This window comes from Acinetobacter junii (assembly GCF_018336855.1).
Lineage (GTDB): Bacteria > Pseudomonadota > Gammaproteobacteria > Pseudomonadales > Moraxellaceae > Acinetobacter > Acinetobacter junii.
The window spans coordinates 1,558,030-1,575,604 of record NZ_CP059558.1; the positions used below are offsets into that span (position 1 = coordinate 1,558,030).

18 protein-coding genes are annotated in these 17,575 nt (G+C 35.9%); 8 read left to right on the forward strand and 10 right to left on the reverse strand.

Going from position 1 to position 17,575, the window contains the following annotated elements; genetic code table 11:
* Window positions 1-42 precede the first annotated feature (42 nt).
* The gene (locus H2677_RS07415) at window positions 43-1,557 is read right to left on the reverse strand and encodes a flavin-containing monooxygenase (RefSeq protein ID WP_212639501.1); all 1,515 of its coding nucleotides are present in this window, start codon (window positions 1,555-1,557) and stop codon (window positions 43-45) included.
* Between the two features lie 155 nt (window positions 1,558-1,712).
* Here H2677_RS07415 and H2677_RS07420 point away from each other — a divergent pair, with 155 nt between their 5' ends.
* The 4 genes from H2677_RS07420 to H2677_RS07435 all read left to right on the forward strand — a co-directional run bounded on the left by H2677_RS07420 (window position 1,713) and on the right by H2677_RS07435 (window position 7,178).
* Window positions 1,713-2,732 carry an AraC family transcriptional regulator gene (locus H2677_RS07420; protein WP_212639502.1) on the forward strand — a complete coding sequence of 340 codons (1,020 nt, stop codon included), beginning with the start codon at window positions 1,713-1,715 and terminating at the stop codon, window positions 2,730-2,732.
* A gap of 118 nt (window positions 2,733-2,850) precedes the next feature.
* A complete protein-coding gene (gene zapE / locus H2677_RS07425; protein WP_039047976.1) occupies window positions 2,851-3,996 on the forward strand; it encodes a cell division protein ZapE in 1,146 nt (381 codons plus the stop codon).
* Window positions 3,997-4,289: 293 nt separating this feature from the next.
* Window positions 4,290-6,452 (forward strand): malate synthase G, encoded by a 2,163-nt coding sequence (locus tag H2677_RS07430; RefSeq protein ID WP_212639503.1) that lies wholly within the window; start codon window positions 4,290-4,292, stop codon window positions 6,450-6,452.
* Window positions 6,453-6,509: 57 nt separating this feature from the next.
* The gene (locus tag H2677_RS07435; RefSeq protein ID WP_099948601.1) at window positions 6,510-7,178 is read left to right on the forward strand and encodes an SOS response-associated peptidase; all 669 of its coding nucleotides are present in this window, start codon (window positions 6,510-6,512) and stop codon (window positions 7,176-7,178) included.
* A 54-nt stretch (window positions 7,179-7,232) separates the two neighbouring features.
* Here H2677_RS07435 and H2677_RS07440 read toward each other — a convergent pair whose 3' ends face one another.
* The gene (locus tag H2677_RS07440; RefSeq protein ID WP_004911447.1) at window positions 7,233-7,697 is read right to left on the reverse strand and encodes a MarR family winged helix-turn-helix transcriptional regulator; all 465 of its coding nucleotides are present in this window, start codon (window positions 7,695-7,697) and stop codon (window positions 7,233-7,235) included.
* A 654-nt stretch (window positions 7,698-8,351) separates the two neighbouring features.
* Complete coding sequence (locus H2677_RS07445; protein ID WP_212639504.1) at window positions 8,352-9,209, reverse strand: alpha/beta hydrolase family protein; 858 nt, start codon at window positions 9,207-9,209, stop codon at window positions 8,352-8,354.
* 119 nt (window positions 9,210-9,328) lie between these two features.
* On the opposite strand from H2677_RS07445, the gene H2677_RS07450 reads away from it, so the two are divergent.
* Window positions 9,329-9,790 carry a hypothetical protein gene (locus tag H2677_RS07450; protein WP_212639505.1) on the forward strand — a complete coding sequence of 154 codons (462 nt, stop codon included), beginning with the start codon at window positions 9,329-9,331 and terminating at the stop codon, window positions 9,788-9,790.
* 32 nt (window positions 9,791-9,822) lie between these two features.
* Here H2677_RS07450 and H2677_RS07455 read toward each other — a convergent pair whose 3' ends face one another.
* Window positions 9,823-10,062: a hypothetical protein gene (locus H2677_RS07455; RefSeq protein ID WP_004911434.1), complete on the reverse strand. Its 240-nt coding sequence runs from the start codon at window positions 10,060-10,062 to the stop codon at window positions 9,823-9,825.
* A gap of 359 nt (window positions 10,063-10,421) precedes the next feature.
* Window positions 10,422-11,723, reverse strand: a complete 1,302-nt coding sequence (gene brnQ / locus H2677_RS07460) for a branched-chain amino acid transport system II carrier protein (RefSeq protein WP_212639506.1) — start codon at window positions 11,721-11,723, stop codon at window positions 10,422-10,424.
* 344 nt (window positions 11,724-12,067) lie between these two features.
* On the opposite strand from brnQ, the gene map reads away from it, so the two are divergent.
* Complete coding sequence (map, locus tag H2677_RS07465) at window positions 12,068-12,862, forward strand: type I methionyl aminopeptidase (RefSeq protein WP_212639507.1); 795 nt, start codon at window positions 12,068-12,070, stop codon at window positions 12,860-12,862.
* A 25-nt stretch (window positions 12,863-12,887) separates the two neighbouring features.
* On the opposite strand, the gene H2677_RS07470 is transcribed toward map, so the two are convergent.
* The gene (locus tag H2677_RS07470; protein ID WP_004954132.1) at window positions 12,888-13,811 is read right to left on the reverse strand and encodes a LysR family transcriptional regulator; all 924 of its coding nucleotides are present in this window, start codon (window positions 13,809-13,811) and stop codon (window positions 12,888-12,890) included.
* Window positions 13,812-13,863: 52 nt separating this feature from the next.
* Entirely contained in the window at window positions 13,864-14,289 is a 426-nt protein-coding gene (locus H2677_RS07475; RefSeq protein WP_004962139.1) for an HD domain-containing protein, read from the reverse strand.
* A 79-nt stretch (window positions 14,290-14,368) separates the two neighbouring features.
* Here H2677_RS07475 and H2677_RS07480 point away from each other — a divergent pair, with 79 nt between their 5' ends.
* A complete protein-coding gene (locus tag H2677_RS07480; RefSeq protein ID WP_004954140.1) occupies window positions 14,369-14,692 on the forward strand; it encodes a hypothetical protein in 324 nt (107 codons plus the stop codon).
* A gap of 34 nt (window positions 14,693-14,726) precedes the next feature.
* On the opposite strand, the gene grxD is transcribed toward H2677_RS07480, so the two are convergent.
* On the reverse strand, window positions 14,727-15,068 hold the full coding sequence (grxD, locus tag H2677_RS07485; protein WP_004772459.1) for a Grx4 family monothiol glutaredoxin: 342 nt from the start codon (window positions 15,066-15,068) through the stop codon (window positions 14,727-14,729).
* Between the two features lie 163 nt (window positions 15,069-15,231).
* Between grxD and H2677_RS07490 the strand changes: the two genes are divergently transcribed.
* Window positions 15,232-16,446 carry an aspartate aminotransferase family protein gene (locus tag H2677_RS07490; protein ID WP_212639508.1) on the forward strand — a complete coding sequence of 405 codons (1,215 nt, stop codon included), beginning with the start codon at window positions 15,232-15,234 and terminating at the stop codon, window positions 16,444-16,446.
* A 51-nt stretch (window positions 16,447-16,497) separates the two neighbouring features.
* On the opposite strand, the gene H2677_RS07495 is transcribed toward H2677_RS07490, so the two are convergent.
* Window positions 16,498-16,929: a CBS domain-containing protein gene (locus H2677_RS07495; RefSeq protein ID WP_004911413.1), complete on the reverse strand. Its 432-nt coding sequence runs from the start codon at window positions 16,927-16,929 to the stop codon at window positions 16,498-16,500.
* Between the two features lie 133 nt (window positions 16,930-17,062).
* Window positions 17,063-17,443 (reverse strand): DUF2750 domain-containing protein, encoded by a 381-nt coding sequence (locus tag H2677_RS07500; protein WP_004911409.1) that lies wholly within the window; start codon window positions 17,441-17,443, stop codon window positions 17,063-17,065.
* Window positions 17,444-17,575 lie beyond the last annotated feature (132 nt).

The following is a 17,575-nucleotide window of genomic DNA, read 5'->3' on the forward strand; positions in this document are numbered from 1 at the left end:
AAGCAGGTTACGAATAACCTGCTTATTATGAAGAATTATTGACTATGCTGCATTTGTTTTCGTAATCGCTGAGTTATTAAGGAAATTATAGTCAGCAACATTTACTTTGCGAGTCTCTAACCAATATTTCCAAGTATACGTCGGCCATAATGAGAAATTCTTTCCATCAGCAGCTTGATACCAACTACTGCATCCGCCGGCTTGCCAAACAGTGCCTTTTAACTGCTCTTGAACTCGATCGTTAAATTGATCTTGAACGGCATGCTTAACTTCAACAGCTTGAGTTTTAGTGTTATCGACAGTTTGAATTAACTGGAGAATATAATTTACTTGTGACTCAATCATGAAAATTACAGAGTTGTGACCAAGGATCGTATTCGGACCTAATAATTGGAATAAATTAGGGAAATTCTTGGTTGCAATACCATAATAGCTTTCTGCGCCATCTTTCCAAGCTTGTTTCAGCTCAATACCGTTACGACCAAAGCAATCAAAGTGTTTGAGATAGATACGTGGATCAGTAATAAATCCAGTACCATAAATCAGACAGTCGATTTGACGTTCTTTGCCATCTTTAGTCACGATTCCATTCGCTGTAATTTCTTGAACGCTATCAGTGACTAGTTCAACATTTTTACGATTGAATGTAGGGAAATATTTATTTGAGATTAGAATTCGCTTACAGCCCATTACGAAATCTGGAGTAAGTTTTTTAGCGAGTTCTTTGTCTTTTACTTGGAGGCGGATAAAGGCTTCAGCAAGCTTTTGACCATATTTCATGATTTGTGGTTGTACAATTGGCACAACTCGTGACTCATTTGTCCAATACAAACGACTACGATGAATTTGACGATAGATATTTGATGCTTTGAATAAAGATTTGCTTAGTTGAGAGTATTTACGTTCATCACGTGGAATCACCCAAGCTGCTGTACGTTGGAACACATAAAGTTGTTTAACATCTTTTGCAATTTCAGGAATATACTGAATCGCACTTCCACCAGTGCCAATTGAAGCTACAGATTTACCGTTCAAATCATAATTGTGATCCCACTGAGAAGAGTGGAAAACTTTACCTTTGAAGTTTTCAATTCCTTTTAAATGTGGAATTTGTGGAACATGTAATGGGCCAGATGCGAAAATTACAAATTGAGCTTCAAGTGTAGGTTGGTCTTTAAATTTTAAAGTCCAAACATTACGATTTTCATCAAATGTAGCATTGGTAACTTCATGATTGAACTTACAATAGTCTCTTAGCTTGTATTGAGTTGTGATTTCTTGAATATAATCAAAAATCTCATCAGCCTCAGCATAACGCTTTGACCAATCTGTTTTAGGCGCAAACGATAGAGAATACATGTGTGATTGAACATCACAAGCTGCCCCTGGATATTGGTTCTCTCTCCATGTACCACCAACATCGTTGGTTTTTTCTAAGATTACAAAATCATTGATTTGGCTTTGTAATAGTCGAATACTCATTGCTAAACCACCAAAACCTGCACCGATAATTGCAACTTTTGTTTTTTGAATGGCATCTTTGGTTTGATCACGCATAGTCCACGCCCTACACATCTAAATTTTGTGCAAGTTTAAAGGTTTTGGTGAGATTAAATATGATTGTACAGACGCAAAACTTGATCATTTCGGCAATACACTTATTTGTATATTTCGAGTAAAACATTAAAGTTTTGTGAATAGTAATTGGGATTATGAAGCGATCTATCCTCGGATTGATGTATTTAATTCAAGGCATGCGACATGTTGGGATAGATGTGGACGCACGTTTGGCAAATATGGGGATACATGCTGACGCTTTAGATCCAAGTACAATAATTCCAGACGAAATCGAATGGGATATCTTAAAACATATTAGCGAGGATATATCTCCAGAACAAGGTCTCGAAATAGGTCAGCACTATGCATTAGCTGGTTACGGTCCTTTTTTGATGTTACTAGTCACTAGTGAAAGCTTACATAAAGCACTTTTGAACGGTATACGTTTTCAGAAACTTACACATTTGTTTGGTTCACTACAGCTAAATATTACCGATAATAAAATTTACTTGTTTTATACACCAATAGATTTGAATACACATTTGGGGCAGTTACGTGCGCAATGTGAGATTTCTGGTACATATAAGTTCCTGCAAGATATTTTTAAAATGATGGGATTAGAAATTCCTAAAATCCAGATCGAATTACCTTTTGAACATCCTAAAGATATGCGATGGACTGAGGCTTACCAAGCTTATTATGGACATGATGTTAAGTTTGGATGTCATCAAGCGGCATTTATTATGCATGGCGTAGAAATTCTAGACATAAAAGTACCTTCAGCAGATGTATTAACTTATCGAATTTATGAGGAAAAGTGCTTACAAGATATCGAGAAATTCGAAAAAAGCTCTGATGGTATTTTAACAATCGTAGAGTACGTAGAAGGGTATCTTGAAATGCAAAATGGGGTAATTCCCACGATGTCAGAAACAGCATGCGCACTCAATATTCCTGAACGAACATTAAGGCATCAACTGCAACAGCTAAAAACCAGTTATAAAGAAATTAGAGAGCGATTAATTAAACAAAAAGCCATTAAATTTATCGAAAATAGTGCCTATTCGATCGAGCAGGTTGCAGAAATGTTGGGATATTCAGAGCCAGCAGCCTTTAACCATGCATTTAAACGTTGGTTTGGACGAAGTCCTCGACAATATCATCGAAAAAACTAAATGCTTAAAAATGGTACATTATGATGTTTAAACTCTATGATAATTAAGCCTAAAATCTAATGTCTTTGAACTCAATGTTCGATATAATTTTCACCAATTAAAATTGCAATAACGCCTTATGTTAAATTCTAAACCAGACTCACATAGCACTGCATATACACCAACATCGCCTGCTGAGCGCTATGCTCAAGCTCTTGAGTCAGGGCAATTTATGCCTGATGAAGCTCAAGCGCAGGCAGTGCAAGAGTTAGATCGAGTATGGAAAGAGTTACTCACTCGCTATAAAGCTTCAAAAAAAGCATTTCGACGTTTCCGCAGACAAACATACCCAAAAGGTGTTTATATGTGGGGAGGTGTTGGTCGTGGTAAGACATGGTTGATGGATCAATTCTATGAATCTGTGCCTTTCCGCCGCAAGATACGTCTGCATTTTCATCACTTTATGCAGCACGTGCATAAAGAGTTAAATAAACTTTCTGGTCAGCGCAATCCTTTGGATATGGTTGCAGATCAGATTTATAAAGATGCTGTTGTAATTTGTTTTGATGAGTTTTTTGTATCGAATGTTACGGATGCCATGATCCTGAGTGATTTGTTTCAAAAACTATTTGAACGTGGTATCACACTGGTTGCAACTTCAAACATTGCACCCGAAGGCTTATATAAAAATGGTATCCATCGTGACCGTTTCATGCCAACGATTGAATGTGTACAAAAAAATTGCACAGTATTAAATGTTGATGCAGGAATTGATTACAGACTACGTGTATTGAAGCAAGCTCAATTGTTTAAATATCCATTGAGTGCTGATGCTCAAGTATGGATGTTAGAGCGTTTCAACGCATTAACTCAGACTCAAGTGAAGTCAAACTCACCGATTATGATTAATAATCGTGTAGTTGAAACACTCGGGCATACAGAAGATGTTTTATGGTGTGAATTCTCAGAATTATGTTTTAAACCGAGAAGCCCCGCTGATTTTATTGAAATCGCAAATATCTACAACACTGTGTTAGTTAGTAATGTTCCACATTTAACAGATTTCCTTTCGGAAGGAACTCGTCGCTTTATTTATTTGGTCGATGAATTCTATGACAGAGGCGTTAAATTATTGATTACTTCAGAAGATTCGATTATTGAGTTATATGAAGGATCTAAATTAGCATTTGAAATTGAACGTACACGTTCCAGATTGTTAGAAATGCAATCAGATGCATATCTGCACTCTGAACATCGCCAAATTGATATGGCTAAAACTTCATAATTTATAAAGGCATTCTTCGGAATGCTTTTTTTTATATTTTGATACTGAGAAAGCTTTATTCTTGGTTGATTTTTGTTATAACTAAATGTGTTTTTAAGACTGTGAGATCATTACATCCTCATAGAATAAGTAAAATTTTAATTTAAAGTTTTGATTTACTAAATCTCGTAGTTGTCAATACTTCTAATTGAGAAAATGCTTACTATTTAGGAATGTGATATTACTATTCAGGCTAGTATAAATCAGTATACTAGGATTCTTGTTATAAAAAGTTAGCACCATCAGGAAAGACAATGACTGTACGTATTCAAAAAGGCAAGCTAGCGATTGCTAAAGAACTTTACGATTTCATCGAAAATGAAGCTTTACCAGGTTCTGGTTTAGATAGTGAAACTTACTGGAAAAATTTCGAGCAAGTCGTTGTCGATCTTAGCCCTAAGAACAAAGCATTATTAGCGAAGCGTGAAGAGCTACAAGCTAAAATTGATGAATGGCACCGCAATAATAAATTTGAGTTAAATGCTTATAAGGCATTCTTAACTGAAATTGGTTATCTTGTTCCTGAAGTTGAAGACTTCAAAGTTACAACTGAAAATGTTGATGAAGAAATCGCATTATTAGCTGGTCCACAGCTTGTTGTACCTGTACGTAATGCACGTTATTGCTTAAATGCTGCTAATGCACGTTGGGGTTCATTATACGATGCACTTTATGGTACTGACGTAATTTCGGAAGAAAACGGCGCTGAAAAGGGCAAGGGTTATAACCCTGTTCGTGGCGACAAAGTTATTGCTTTTGCTAAAGATTTCTTAAATCAAACTTTCCCATTGACTCAAGGTTCACATGCTGATGCGACTAAATACGCAATTGAACATAACCGTTTAGTTGTTACGTTGAAAGATGGTTCTACTACTTCTTTAGCTCATGAGTCACAATTCGTTGGCTTTAATGGTGAAGCAGAAAACCCTACAGAAGTTGTTTTATTAAACAATGGCTTGCACGTAATTATCGATATCGATGCGAATAGCCCAATTGGTAAAACTGATGCAGCAGGCGTTAAAGATTTAACACTTGAAGCAGCAATTACAACTATTCAAGATTTGGAAGATTCTGTAGCAGCTGTTGATGCTGAAGAAAAAGTAGAAGGCTACCGTAACTGGTTAGGCTTAATGAAGGGTGATTTACAAGAATCAATCGAGAAGAACGGTAAAACAGTTACTCGTGCTCTTAATAAAGATCGTACTGTTAAAAACTTGATCGGTGGAACGACAACTTTACATGGTCGTTCATTGATGCTTCTTCGTAACGTTGGTCACTTGATGACAAACCCAGCCATCCTTGTTGAAGGTGAAGAAGTTTTCGAAGGTATTATGGATGCTCTAGTAACTCCGTTACTAAGCATTGTAGATATCCGTGGTGAAAACGAAAACCATAACTCTCGTAAAGGTTCGATGTATATCGTTAAACCAAAAATGCATGGTCCAGAAGAAGTTGCATTTGCGGTTGAGTTGTTTGAACGCGCTGAACAAGCTCTTGGTTTGCCTGCTAAAACACTTAAAATCGGTATTATGGATGAAGAGCGTCGTACATCTGTAAACTTGAAAAACTGTATCGCAGCTGCAAAAGACCGTACAATTTTCATTAACACAGGTTTCATGGATCGTACGGGTGATGAAATCCATACTTCTATGGAAGCTGCACCAGTTGTTCGTAAAGAAGCTGTTAAAACTCAAAAATGGATTGCTGCTTACGAAAATCGTAACGTTGCAATTGGTTTAGAGTGTGGTTTACAAGGTAAGGCACAGATCGGTAAAGGTATGTGGCCAAAACCAGACAGCATGAAAGACATGTTGGCGACTAAGACAGCACATCCAAATGCGGGTGCATCATGTGCATGGGTTCCATCACCAACAGGTGCAGTACTTCACGCAATGCATTATCACCAAATCAATGTAAAAGCTCGTCAAGATGAATTAGCATCTCAAGACATGTTGACTTTGGATGATTTGTTAACACCTCCTTTTGCTCCGGAAACTAACTGGACAGCAGAAGAACTAAACAACGAACTTGAAAATAACTGTCAAGGTATCTTAGGTTATGTTGTTCGTTGGGTTGATTTAGGTGTTGGATGTTCTAAAGTTCCAGATATCAACAACGTTGGTTTGATGGAAGATCGTGCAACATTACGTATTTCTTCTCAGCATGTTGCAAACTGGTTACGTCACGGTATCGTAACGCGTGAACAAGTTGAAGAAGTATTAAAACGGATGGCTGTAATTGTAGATCAACAGAATGCGAATGATCCACTTTATACGCCAATGGCACCAAACTTTGATGGCATCGCTTTCCAAGCTGCTTCTGATTTGATTTTCAAAGGTGCTGAGCAACCATCTGGTTATACAGAGCCATTGTTGCATGCTGCACGTTTAAAACTTAAAGGCTATACAGGTGATTAATTTCATCTAAAATAAAAGCCTCTTCGGAGGCTTTTATTATTTTGAAGATCATTTTTTATGTGTGCTAACTTTAAACCCATCACACTGGAGCAAGTAAAGCAACTTGAATTGCCGCTTGTATCTTTTGCCTATGAAGAAGAGGTTTATCCAAGTTATAAAACTCCATTATTGTTTAAATCTGAACAAGGTTTGGAGTGGAGGGAAGTTCTGTTTGGTTTAGTACCTAAATGGGCAGAAGATCTTAATATTTCAAAACATACTTATAATGCACGTCACGAAACTATTTTTCAGAAACCAAGTTTTCAAGAATCTGCCAACAAATGTAAGTTTGGCGTAATCCCTGTAACTGAGTTTTATGAAAGCAAATATATAGATAACAAGCCACAACGCTGGGCTGTAAAGCGTAAAGATGGGCGGGCATTTTATATTGCAGCACTTTATGAGATTAGAAAATTAAATGACAAAATAATTCGTTCAGCTGCGATGTTAACCATGGATGCTATAGATCATCCGATGATGAAGGATTTCCATGAACCTGGTGATGTCAAAAGATCAGTTGTTATTATTCCTCATGAACAATTAGAAGAGTGGTTAACATTAAAACAGCCGTATCAATTAATTAATTTTATGAATGGTTTTCCTGTAGAGGAATTTGAATGTTTACATGTACCAAAACCTAAAATTGAGAAAATCACACCCCAGCTCAATATGTTTGATTTATTTTAGATTCGAAAATAAAAAAGCTTCCTTTATAGGAAGCTTTTTTTAAATTTGATTAAATCAACGTGATAAATTCTTAAACATATGTTTTAAGATTTCCATTGTTTTTTCTATTTGCAATGGAGTTAAACCATCGAAAGATTGTTCTAAAATGACTGAAGTCAGGTCATTAATTTTAACAATCATTTCTTTTCCTTTATCTGTCAGAAAAACTCGCGTAATACGACCATCTTCTTTGCAAGAGTAAGTTTCGATGTAACCTTCATCTTTCAAGCGATAGACGATTTTAGTTGTCGTAGACATCTTTGAAATGACCATATCTGATAGTTCAGATACGCTAGCATGAGGTTTTACATTCAATGCAAGTAAAATACGACGGCGAGAATTGTCTAAACCATACTTTTTAAGTACGTTGTCGATGTTTTGAACGTACTGAGCATTTACTTGAGAAATCCAGTAATATGGGAAATCTTCTAAGTTAAATGATTCGGCTGTAGGTAAAAAACGCGCATATTTTTTAGGCATTTACTTATTTCCTATGCTTGTTACTGTGAATTGGTTAACCAACTCTTGAATTCCATGAAGTGTCTTCACGACTTGCTGAAAAACCCAAGATTGATTGAATTTTCCACCATTTCATTTATAACAAATCTTCCTTAAAGAAGCTCTACAGCTATCTTTATTTTGAATAAAAAAATCATCGAAAAAACATATAAAAATGTTATTTATGATGGTTTTATCTATTCTACACATTCTTTCAGATAGACAGTTTTTCTATAAATCAGTCTATCTTTCGAACATAGCTATTGTAGAAAATAAATACAATATTTGACGTGACTTTAAAGGCGAAAACTTCTGTCTCAAATGTCATAAAATATAAAAATCAACATATTTATATAATAAATACTATCAAATACAGATAATTGAGTTAAACATATGGTTAAAAAATAACTAGAATAAATACTCTAAAAAGGTGAATTAATACATTCTTTATCACATTTTTATGCTGTTTTTTGATCAATAAAATACACAGATGTAGAAAATTTAATAAATTTGGCGGTCAATTTAGTTTAATTAATTAATTTTGGAGTGATCCAAGGCTGAATTGGATGTGGGAAAAAGACGCATCTAAACAGGATTACGTATTTAGATGCGTAAAGTGAAGAGGGTACTTATTTATTAGACGGTGATTTCTTTTTCTATGATTGACCATAGTTGTTTATGGCTCTTTTTAAACATCGACATATGTCCAATCTCTTTAAAACCATGTTTCTGTGGATCAAGTTGAACTAATTTGGTTTCAGCGTTTGGATACAATCGTAATAAATCTTTGACATTGGTTTCTGTAGCGATTTCATCGTCTGTAGCCCAAAACGAAACGATAGGGCACTTAATCTCCTGATGATAGTCATTAAAAATAGTTTTACCAATGGTATTGATTACATAACCAGGTTTACTACAAAACTCAGCCCATTGTCTTGCAACATTTTTCGGTAGGTTTTCACCCATGCCGATGAATTGTGTCGCACCGTATCCTTTAAATAAACTTGAAACAGGGAAAATAATGTTGAACATAACAGGAGCTAATAACTTAGTTTTTCCCTTTAGACCTTTGATGTGACCTGTAGAACCCGCAATAGCTAATACCTTGGCAACTTTTTCATAAGAAGGGTTGATACCAAGCAACTGCCCGCCAGCACTATGACCAATAATAATCACCTGTTGTGCGTGGGTTTTGTTGATTAGTGAGTCAATTGCAGCTGGTATATCCAATAAACCCCAATCATCAATACTTGCTGTAGAATCTTTTAATTTGCCATGTAATGACTCACCAATTCCTCTGAAATCAAAGGTGAGAACTTGATAACCTTGTTGATTCAGCCATTGTGCAAATGAATTGTAAAAGTTCTGAGTAATGCCAGTTGCTGGACAAACCAGAATTGGAAACTGTTTTGTATTATTTTCAGAAGCGTAGTATCGAGCTGAAAGTTGATAACCATCTTTACAGCTGATCCAAAAAGATTCATAGGTATTCATAACGGAGAGCTCAATACTATTTCTAATTACTTTACACAAGTTCCAAAAAGAAACTTACATAAAAAATGACTAAAAAGTCAAATAAAGGTAGAATCAAGATTATTAATTAAACAAATCAAATGGATATAGTTGTGAAATTTAACCAAGCAATGGAATTAGCAATAATTTTTAGTGGAATTTTTCTTTGGGTAGGAATGTTAACAGGCGTTTGGAAATATTATCAAATTCGAAGATCTCCACAATCAAGAGCTCATTATTATGTAGATATAGCGCATCGTAGTAGTTTGTTATATGCAAGTGCCAGTTTAATTTTGGCATGTCTAAGTTATTTCAGTGTTTTGAGTGAAACTACAAAGTTATTTTGCGTTGTTGCGAATCTGTTCTTTTTCTCGGTGTCGATACTAACTTACATAATCCATGGCTTTTTAAAAGACACAACTAATCAATTTAAACAACCTCATCAATTGGGACGTTGGACACTACCAACATGGTGTATGAGTTTTATAATGTTTAGTTTGATAGTGGTTGAGCTGGGTGCAACAGCTTTATTGCTTTACGGAACAATTATTTATTTCCAATAAAAAATGGATGATGATTCATCCATTTTTGTAAATTAGTTTTTTTGACGCTCAGCGCTCATCTGTCGAAACTTTCGGTCCACAATACCCCACGTACAAAAGGCTAGTGAAACGATCAGTGCATAGGCGAAATATTCAGGTTTCAAATTACCTTTAATTGTGCCTTGTAATAACAACGTAGCCATAAGTGCGAGTGTTGTGATTGCATATACGATCGAATCGTTTGCCTTCAGAGTGTTAATGAAGACTTGCTTGTTGAAATGTAATGATAACATCTCCATCCCTCCTTGAGTCGTGATGACAGAAACCTAATCGTTTTTGTCAGAATTGAATTTAAAGTTGTACTGCTTATTTTTAGGGATTTCAATAGGTAGAAAGACTATTTTGAAAATAAATTTTAGAATGTATTGATTTATATATGAAAATATTATTTTATTTGGTGATTGTTAGTATTTTTAATTATGATATTGTTGTTTTTTTTACATTTAGAAATAGAAAATAATAAAACCAGAAATCATTAATTTAACAGCTAAAAAGATTTGTCGTAAACAAAAAATGAACGTTGGATAAAAGAACATTTTCTGTATAGCTAAAATCATGTTTGGATAAAACATCATTTTAACGACAAATCATTTTAAATTTTTTCTTTACGCATTCGATCAATAGCAGTAGTTACCACCAGTACGATAAGAGATGGAAGTAGCCATGCCAAATTTTGTTCATTCAAAGGTAGATGTTGAAGGAAAACTGGTAAATATTCGTTGAATCCCGCAGCTTTTACCGCTTCGATAATTCCAAAAATGAAAGCAACTGTAGTAACTGATCCAACAACTAATGATGGTTTATTCCAGAATTTCCAGAAAAAACTCAACATAATAACCACGATAGCTGGTGGGTAGATAGCACTAAGCACTGGTACTGAAAATGCAATAAGTTTAGTCAAGCCAAGATTCGAAATGACCAATGAAAAACCGATCAAGATAAAAACAAGTAATTTATATGGTAGACCAGTCAATTCAGTAAAGTATTCAGCACAAGCACAGGTTAGCCCAATAGCAGTCACCATGCATGCTAAAAAGATTAATCCAGTCAGGAAGATAGAACCTAAGTCGCCAAATGCGTGTTGAACATATGCATGCAAAATAATAGCGCCATTGTCAGCATTTGCAGCAACTTCATGACTACCCAAACCAAGTTTGAATAGGCTGATATATACGAGTGTAAGTCCAACACCTGCAATTAAACTTGCAATAATTGCATATTTAGTTATCAGTTTTGAGTCTGTCACACCACGTGATTGTATTGCTTGAATAATTACGATACCAAAGACCAATGCACCAAGCGTGTCCATGGTGAGATAACCATTAACGAAGCCTTCAGATACTGGACTACTCACATAGTTGTTGATCGGCGGTGAGATATAACCAGTCGGAATAACAATTGCTGCAATACCTAAAATTGCAAGTGCAATAATTTTTAAAGGCGCAAGAACATGCCCTACAGTGTCTAACAGCTTATTTGGGTAGAGTGATACAGCAGTCACTAGAGCAAAATAAATCACACTATATATAAATAAACTACTACTCGAAGTTCCAAAATAAGGAGCAAAACCAATTTCATATGAAACTGTCGCAGTCCGTGGAGTAGCGAATAATGGACCAACAGAGAGATAACAAACAATTGTTAATAAAAGGCTAGCAAATCGACCTAAAGGAGAACTAATAATCTCGATTGAGCCTTGCATTCGCGATAAAGCCATAATGGTAAGCACTGGTAAACCAACTGCAGTGATTAAAAAACCAAAAGCAGCAAGCCAAACATGTTCACCTGCTTGTTGTGCGACAATAGGTGGGAAAATAATATTACCTGCACCAATAAACAGTGCGAAGGTCATAAAACCTAAGGCAATAATATCTCCTGTACGAAGATGATTCATAAAATGGGAGGTTTAAAATAAAAGTGCGAATTCTAGACCAAAAATGTTCTCTTTTGAAACTAATTTTATGTGAAAATTGATTGATTTTTGACTAAAAAGAAAGCTTGTAAATCATATAATTAGGATTGGTAAACATAATTGTTTGAAATGATTTTAAAAGTGAAAAAATGGGTTAAATATGAGGATATTATGATAAAAATCTAAATTAAATGTACAATTAATTGGTGTTTGTCCATAAAAGGATTGAACATTTGAAAGCTAAGGCGTAAAACTATAGAAATGATGAATGCAACGCCTATGCATTATTTTTTGATTTTATTATTTTTTAATAAGGAATATCTCGAATGAGAGCTTCTACTGTGACCATCAAAACGGAACAAGATATTGAGAAGTTAAGAATCTCAGGACGTTTAGCGGCACAAGTTTTAGAAATGATAGGCGAGTTTATTAAGCCTGGCGTAAGTACAGAATACCTCGATGATATCTGTAATGATTACATTGTAAATACGCTGCAAGTGATACCTGCCAATGTTGGCTACCATGGTTTTACGAAGACTACGTGTATCTCCGTCAATGAAGAGGTTTGTCATGCAATTCCTTCTGCAAAGAAGATTTTAAAAGAAGGTGATATTTTAAATATTGATGTAGCTGTCATCAAAGATGGTTACTTTGGTGATACCAGTAGAATGTACTTTGTGGGTGAACCTACTCCTGAAGCAAAAAAATTAGTAGAAACTACCTACGAAGCGATGCTTGCTGGTATTCATACTGTAAGACCCGGTGCGACTTTAGGTGATATTGGTCATGCAATTCAATCAGTAGCACAGCGTGAAGGCTATGGTATTGTCCGAGAGTATTGCGGTCATGGAATTGGGCGCGTATATCATGAACAGCCAAACATTTTGCACTACGGGCAAAAAGGTCAGGGTATGGTGCTGAAGAAAGGCATGGTATTTACGATTGAACCCATGGTTAATGCTGGGAAACCATTTGTTAAAGAGTTGAGTGATGGTTGGACGGTTGTTACTCAGGATAAATCTTGGTCAGCGCAATGGGAGCACATGGTTGCTGTGACAGATGATGGATTTGAGCTATTGACGCCATGGCCAAATGGAACTGGACATTATCCTTCAATTTAAAGGGTTTCGAATCATCAAGGCTTGATTAAAAATCAGGCCTTTTTCTTGTAGAGCACATCGTTAGTTGTTCAACCAGATAATCAATAAATACACGTACTGCAGGTAGCAAACCTCTTCTCGATGGATATACAGCGTGAAAAATACCATGAGGTGCAGTCCACTCTGGTAATACTTTTACTAATTGTCCTGATTTTACAAAATCTTGAGCAATACTATCTGGTAATAAAGCGATACCACAATTTTGGCTTGCAAGTTCTGCCAACATTAAAAGATTGGAAGCCATAATCACTGGATTAACTTTAATTTTTTGTTGTTGATTATTTGGGCCGCTTAATAAGAATTGTTGATCGAGATGATCTTCTGACATACTAATAATACGGTGTTTACTCAGTTCTTCAGGTGTATTCAGGTGTCCAAATTCATTAAGATATGCTTGACTGGCAAAAAGACGTTGTTCTATTGCTTCAAACTCTCTCAATACGAGATTGGGATCATCATCTAATTTAGAACGAACCCTTAAAGCTAGATCAATACCTTCATTAATAACATCAACACGACGGTTACTGACCATCATTTGCACGCGTACTTCGGGATATTTCTTCAAAAAAGCGGGTAGTATTTTGGCCATTTGGTTTTGGGCGATGTCGACAGGCACGCTCACTTTGATCACGCCACGAGGTTCGCTACTTAAGTGATTAACCACATCATGTGCTGCTTGCGCGGCATTCATCATGACTTGAGCGTGTCTATAGACATCCATACCAATATCAGTGACAGCAAAATGTCGAGAACTACGTTGAATGAGGCGAACGCCTAATTGTTCTTCTAAATTATAGACCCTACGGCTAAGCTTAGATTTTGGAATGTCAGTTGCACGTTCGGCTGCGCTAAAACCACCATGTTCTACAACCAGTGCAAAGCAGTAAAAATCATCTAAATCCGTTAGCATTCCGCCATAAACTCCAGCTTTTATAAGTTCTAGGTTAGTATAAACCGATTGATTAAATACTTTGTGTCAAAATATCGCGAACCAGTTGATATTCTTTAATTCGTTCAAAATCTTTATCTGTAGGTGAGTGAATCCTCGATAAGTCCATATTGTCAGTGATATCTGCAATTTTCACAACACGTGCTATAGGGTTTTGAAGGGTGCGTTTTGCAGCCTCAGTTCGAGATTCACCCTTTAGTTTAGTCAATGCCAGAATTGCTTCAACAATATCGTTATCACATCCTAATTCATATAGTTCATCTACAGTAGTATTAGTATCTTCGAGAACATCATGCAACACGGCTACAATTTTTTGCTGAATCGTTGAGACGTTCATCATGACGCGTAAAGGATGTAATATATAAGGGGCATTCGCCTTATCGACTTGTCCCATATGCTTTGTAGCGGCAAAAGCGATAGCTTGTTCTATAGAGACCATGTGCTAAATACTCCTGAGCTGAATAGCTTTGATTACGATATTCTTTTAAACTGTTTTTAATTTCTTAAGCTTTATCATCATGTCTTATCAACTTATTAATATTGCCGATTCAACTCAAAATATTGTCTGCCCATATTGTCAACAAGCTGTACTAGATTGGGAACAAGAGCAATATATCCAACCATGTGATCATACGTTATTTATCGCTATGGACTTGGGATTTGAATATATAGCAGATCGTTTTGAAGAAACTTTGTCACAATCTGTTGATGAAATTCATGAAGATGCCAATATGAATATCTTTTCTAGTATTTCAAAGTCAACATATGAAGATGTGCTTATTTTAAAATCAGATTTGGGCGTCGAAGGGATGTTTCGTTATATCGGTTTAAGTTGTAAGTAATAAAAAAGCCAATCAAGAGATTGGCTTTTTAAGCTTATGCTTCAGGTGCTGGGCTATATTGCTCAACTAATGGTTTTAATTCACCATTTTGGAACATCTCAAGCATGATATCGCTACCACCAATAAGCTCACCATTTACCCATAACTGTGGGAAAGTAGGCCAGTTTGCAATTTGAGGTAATGTTGCACGAATATCTTGGTTCTCTAAGATATTTACATAGGCAAATGGACGACCAATTTGACTAAGTGCTTCAACTGCACGAGCTGAAAAACCACATTGCGGGAATTGTGGAGTGCCTTTCATGTAAAGTAAAACAGGGTGTTTCGCAATTTGATCACGAATTAACGCTACTGTATCACGCGCTTGTTCCGTCATAGATAGATCCTCAACTAATCTTTCCAAATTATATACCGAAAAATTAGCTGCGGGCTATTGCTAAAGATTTTTCTTGTATAAATGTGAGTTTAAGCTTTCAATCTACACAGGTTTTTGCTTATATAACCTTTTTCAACACAACTAACGATAGATTGAGTTTGTTATGACTAATATCACTCTTGCTCCTGTGCAACCTGATCAACCTTCACATCTTATGGCTACTTATGGTCGCCAAGCGATCAGTTTTGTTCGAGGACGAGGGGCGTATCTGTATACAGCAGATGGCACTGAATATTTAGATGCTTTGACAGGTATTGCTGTATGTGGTTTAGGTCATGCTCATCCTGTGATTGCAGAATCAATTGCAGAGCAAGCTGCAACATTAGTACACACCAGTAACTTATTTGAAATTCCTTGGCAGACAGCTGCTGCGCAGAAACTTGCTGAAGTTTCAGGAATGGAAGAAATCTTTTTTTCAAATAGCGGTGCTGAGTCAAATGAAGGTGCAATTAAAATTGCGCGTAAATTTGGTGCGCAGCAAGGTGTGAGTAATCCTAAAATTATCGTTGCTGAACAATCTTTTCATGGTCGTACTTTGGCAACCTTGTCTGCAACAGGGAATAAAAAAGTTCAGGAAGGTTTTGCGCCATTGGTTGAAGGATTTATTCGAGTTCCATTTGGTGATATTGAGGCAATCCAGGAAGCTGCGATCAATCATCCTGACATTGTTGCTATCTTGATTGAGCCAATTCAAGGTGAAGGTGGTGTCAATACTGCTCCACAAGGCTTCAGCTATTTAGAAGAAGTTCGTGCACTATGTAATCAGCACAATTGGTTGATGATGCTTGATGAAATCCAAACTGGTAATGGTCGTACAGGTAAATATTTTGCATACCAACACACCAATATAGTTCCTGATGTGATGACAACTGCAAAAGGTTTAGGAAATGGTTTTCCTGTTGGCGCGGTCATGACTCAAGGTAAAGCAGTTGGACTATTGGGTGCTGGTAGTCATGGTTCGACGTATGGTGGAACTGTTTTAGGTTCACGTGTTGTTTACACAGTGATTGACACACTTCAAAATGAAAATGCTGTAGAAAATGCTGCTAAAGTCGGTGCATACATAGTTGAACAGCTCAAAGTGCATTTAAATGATTTGAATGTTCAAGTTCGTGGTTTTGGTATGATGATTGGTATTCAATTACCTAAAGATTGTGCAGAAATTGTTGCAATCGCTCGTGATGAATACAAATTAATTGTTAACGTAACCGCAGGTTCAGTGGTTCGTTTACTTCCTCCATTAAACATGACACAAGAACAAGCAGACGATCTTCTTAAGCGTCTTGTACCAGCCATTCAGAATTTCTTGAAAGGTTGATTTTTGTAAATAAAAAAGGGCAATTTAATTGCCCTTTTTTATATTAATCACTTAGCCAGAAATATACTGTTGTAACTGTTCAATTAAAACACGCTGATCTTCCATGGCAGCTTTGACTAAATCACCAATTGAAATAAAACCAACTAATTTTTCATTCTCAAGAACAGGTAAATGGCGTAAATGACGATCTGTCATTAAGTTTAAGCATTCTTCAACTGTATTGTTTAAGCTTACAGAAATCACTTTTGAAGTCATAATGTCCGAAACAAGCGTATTATTTGAAGAGCGCTCCATCAAGGCGATTTTACGTGTATAGTCACGCTCAGAGAAAATTCCAACCACTTTTTCATCTTCTGCAACGACTAAAGCACCAACACCTTTATCTGCCATGATTTTAATTGCTTCAAGTACAGTCGCATTTGGTGAAATCGTAAAAATAGATTGTACTGCTTTATTCTTGATGACTTGAGCAACGATTGTCATTATTTATCCACCTGTGTTGTATTGTCATTTTCATTTAACTTAACGGTATTTTTTTTAAATGCAAAGCCCTAATTTATCTTCGATGATGACTTTTTAATGTAAGTGCTTAAAAAGTCATCATTGATTAGATGCTTTATACTGCTGGCATTACAGTATCTTTTGGCATAAAGAAAAAGTGCTGCATTTGTTGAGTAGAAAGTTTGAATTTTCTGTGCGAAGAATTAAATAAAGCAGGTTCAACTTGTAATCGGGTCAAAGTAGGAAGCAACGATTCGTGAAAATCTTTAGGTGTTATTTTACGTGGTTGGTAATGTTTCCAATGTGATTTTGCATAACGGTGTGCTTGGACGCCATTTAGCCAAAAAGGGAATACGTGACCATCTTGATCAGATTTGATTGCCCAACCTTGATGATAAAGACCCCAAAGTACACCACAATACATCATTGTTTTTAGGATTGAAATTTTAATCATCAACTCACGAGAAACAGGTTGAAAATGGTTAAACCGATACATATTCTTAAACTTATATAGTTATAAACTCATGTTTTATTATAAGAAATATACTTTGCATTTATGTTTAATCAATTCATCAAAATCGTAAGCAAATATTCTAATTATTTAAATAAAGCGTAATCTGCATCACAT

Bases quoted from the DNA above. Each gene is read 5' to 3' on its own strand.
- H2677_RS07415 (WP_212639501.1), bottom strand. From the start codon at position 1,557: ATGCGTGATCAAACCAAAGATGCCATTCAAAAAACAAAAGTTGCAATT.
- H2677_RS07420 (WP_212639502.1), top strand. From the start codon at position 1,713: ATGAAGCGATCTATCCTCGGATTGATGTATTTAATTCAAGGCATGCGA.
- zapE (WP_039047976.1), top strand. From the start codon at position 2,851: ATGTTAAATTCTAAACCAGACTCACATAGCACTGCATATACACCAACA.
- H2677_RS07430 (WP_212639503.1), top strand. From the start codon at position 4,290: ATGACTGTACGTATTCAAAAAGGCAAGCTAGCGATTGCTAAAGAACTT.
- H2677_RS07435 (WP_099948601.1), top strand. From the start codon at position 6,510: ATGTGTGCTAACTTTAAACCCATCACACTGGAGCAAGTAAAGCAACTT.
- H2677_RS07440 (WP_004911447.1), bottom strand. From the start codon at position 7,697: ATGCCTAAAAAATATGCGCGTTTTTTACCTACAGCCGAATCATTTAAC.
- H2677_RS07445 (WP_212639504.1), bottom strand. From the start codon at position 9,209: ATGAATACCTATGAATCTTTTTGGATCAGCTGTAAAGATGGTTATCAA.
- H2677_RS07450 (WP_212639505.1), top strand. From the start codon at position 9,329: ATGGATATAGTTGTGAAATTTAACCAAGCAATGGAATTAGCAATAATT.
- H2677_RS07455 (WP_004911434.1), bottom strand. From the start codon at position 10,062: ATGTTATCATTACATTTCAACAAGCAAGTCTTCATTAACACTCTGAAG.
- brnQ (WP_212639506.1), bottom strand. From the start codon at position 11,723: ATGAATCATCTTCGTACAGGAGATATTATTGCCTTAGGTTTTATGACC.
- map (WP_212639507.1), top strand. From the start codon at position 12,068: ATGAGAGCTTCTACTGTGACCATCAAAACGGAACAAGATATTGAGAAG.
- H2677_RS07470 (WP_004954132.1), bottom strand. From the start codon at position 13,811: ATGCTAACGGATTTAGATGATTTTTACTGCTTTGCACTGGTTGTAGAA.
- H2677_RS07475 (WP_004962139.1), bottom strand. From the start codon at position 14,289: ATGGTCTCTATAGAACAAGCTATCGCTTTTGCCGCTACAAAGCATATG.
- H2677_RS07480 (WP_004954140.1), top strand. From the start codon at position 14,369: ATGTCTTATCAACTTATTAATATTGCCGATTCAACTCAAAATATTGTC.
- grxD (WP_004772459.1), bottom strand. From the start codon at position 15,068: ATGACGGAACAAGCGCGTGATACAGTAGCGTTAATTCGTGATCAAATT.
- H2677_RS07490 (WP_212639508.1), top strand. From the start codon at position 15,232: ATGACTAATATCACTCTTGCTCCTGTGCAACCTGATCAACCTTCACAT.
- H2677_RS07495 (WP_004911413.1), bottom strand. From the start codon at position 16,929: ATGACAATCGTTGCTCAAGTCATCAAGAATAAAGCAGTACAATCTATT.
- H2677_RS07500 (WP_004911409.1), bottom strand. From the start codon at position 17,443: ATGTATCGGTTTAACCATTTTCAACCTGTTTCTCGTGAGTTGATGATT.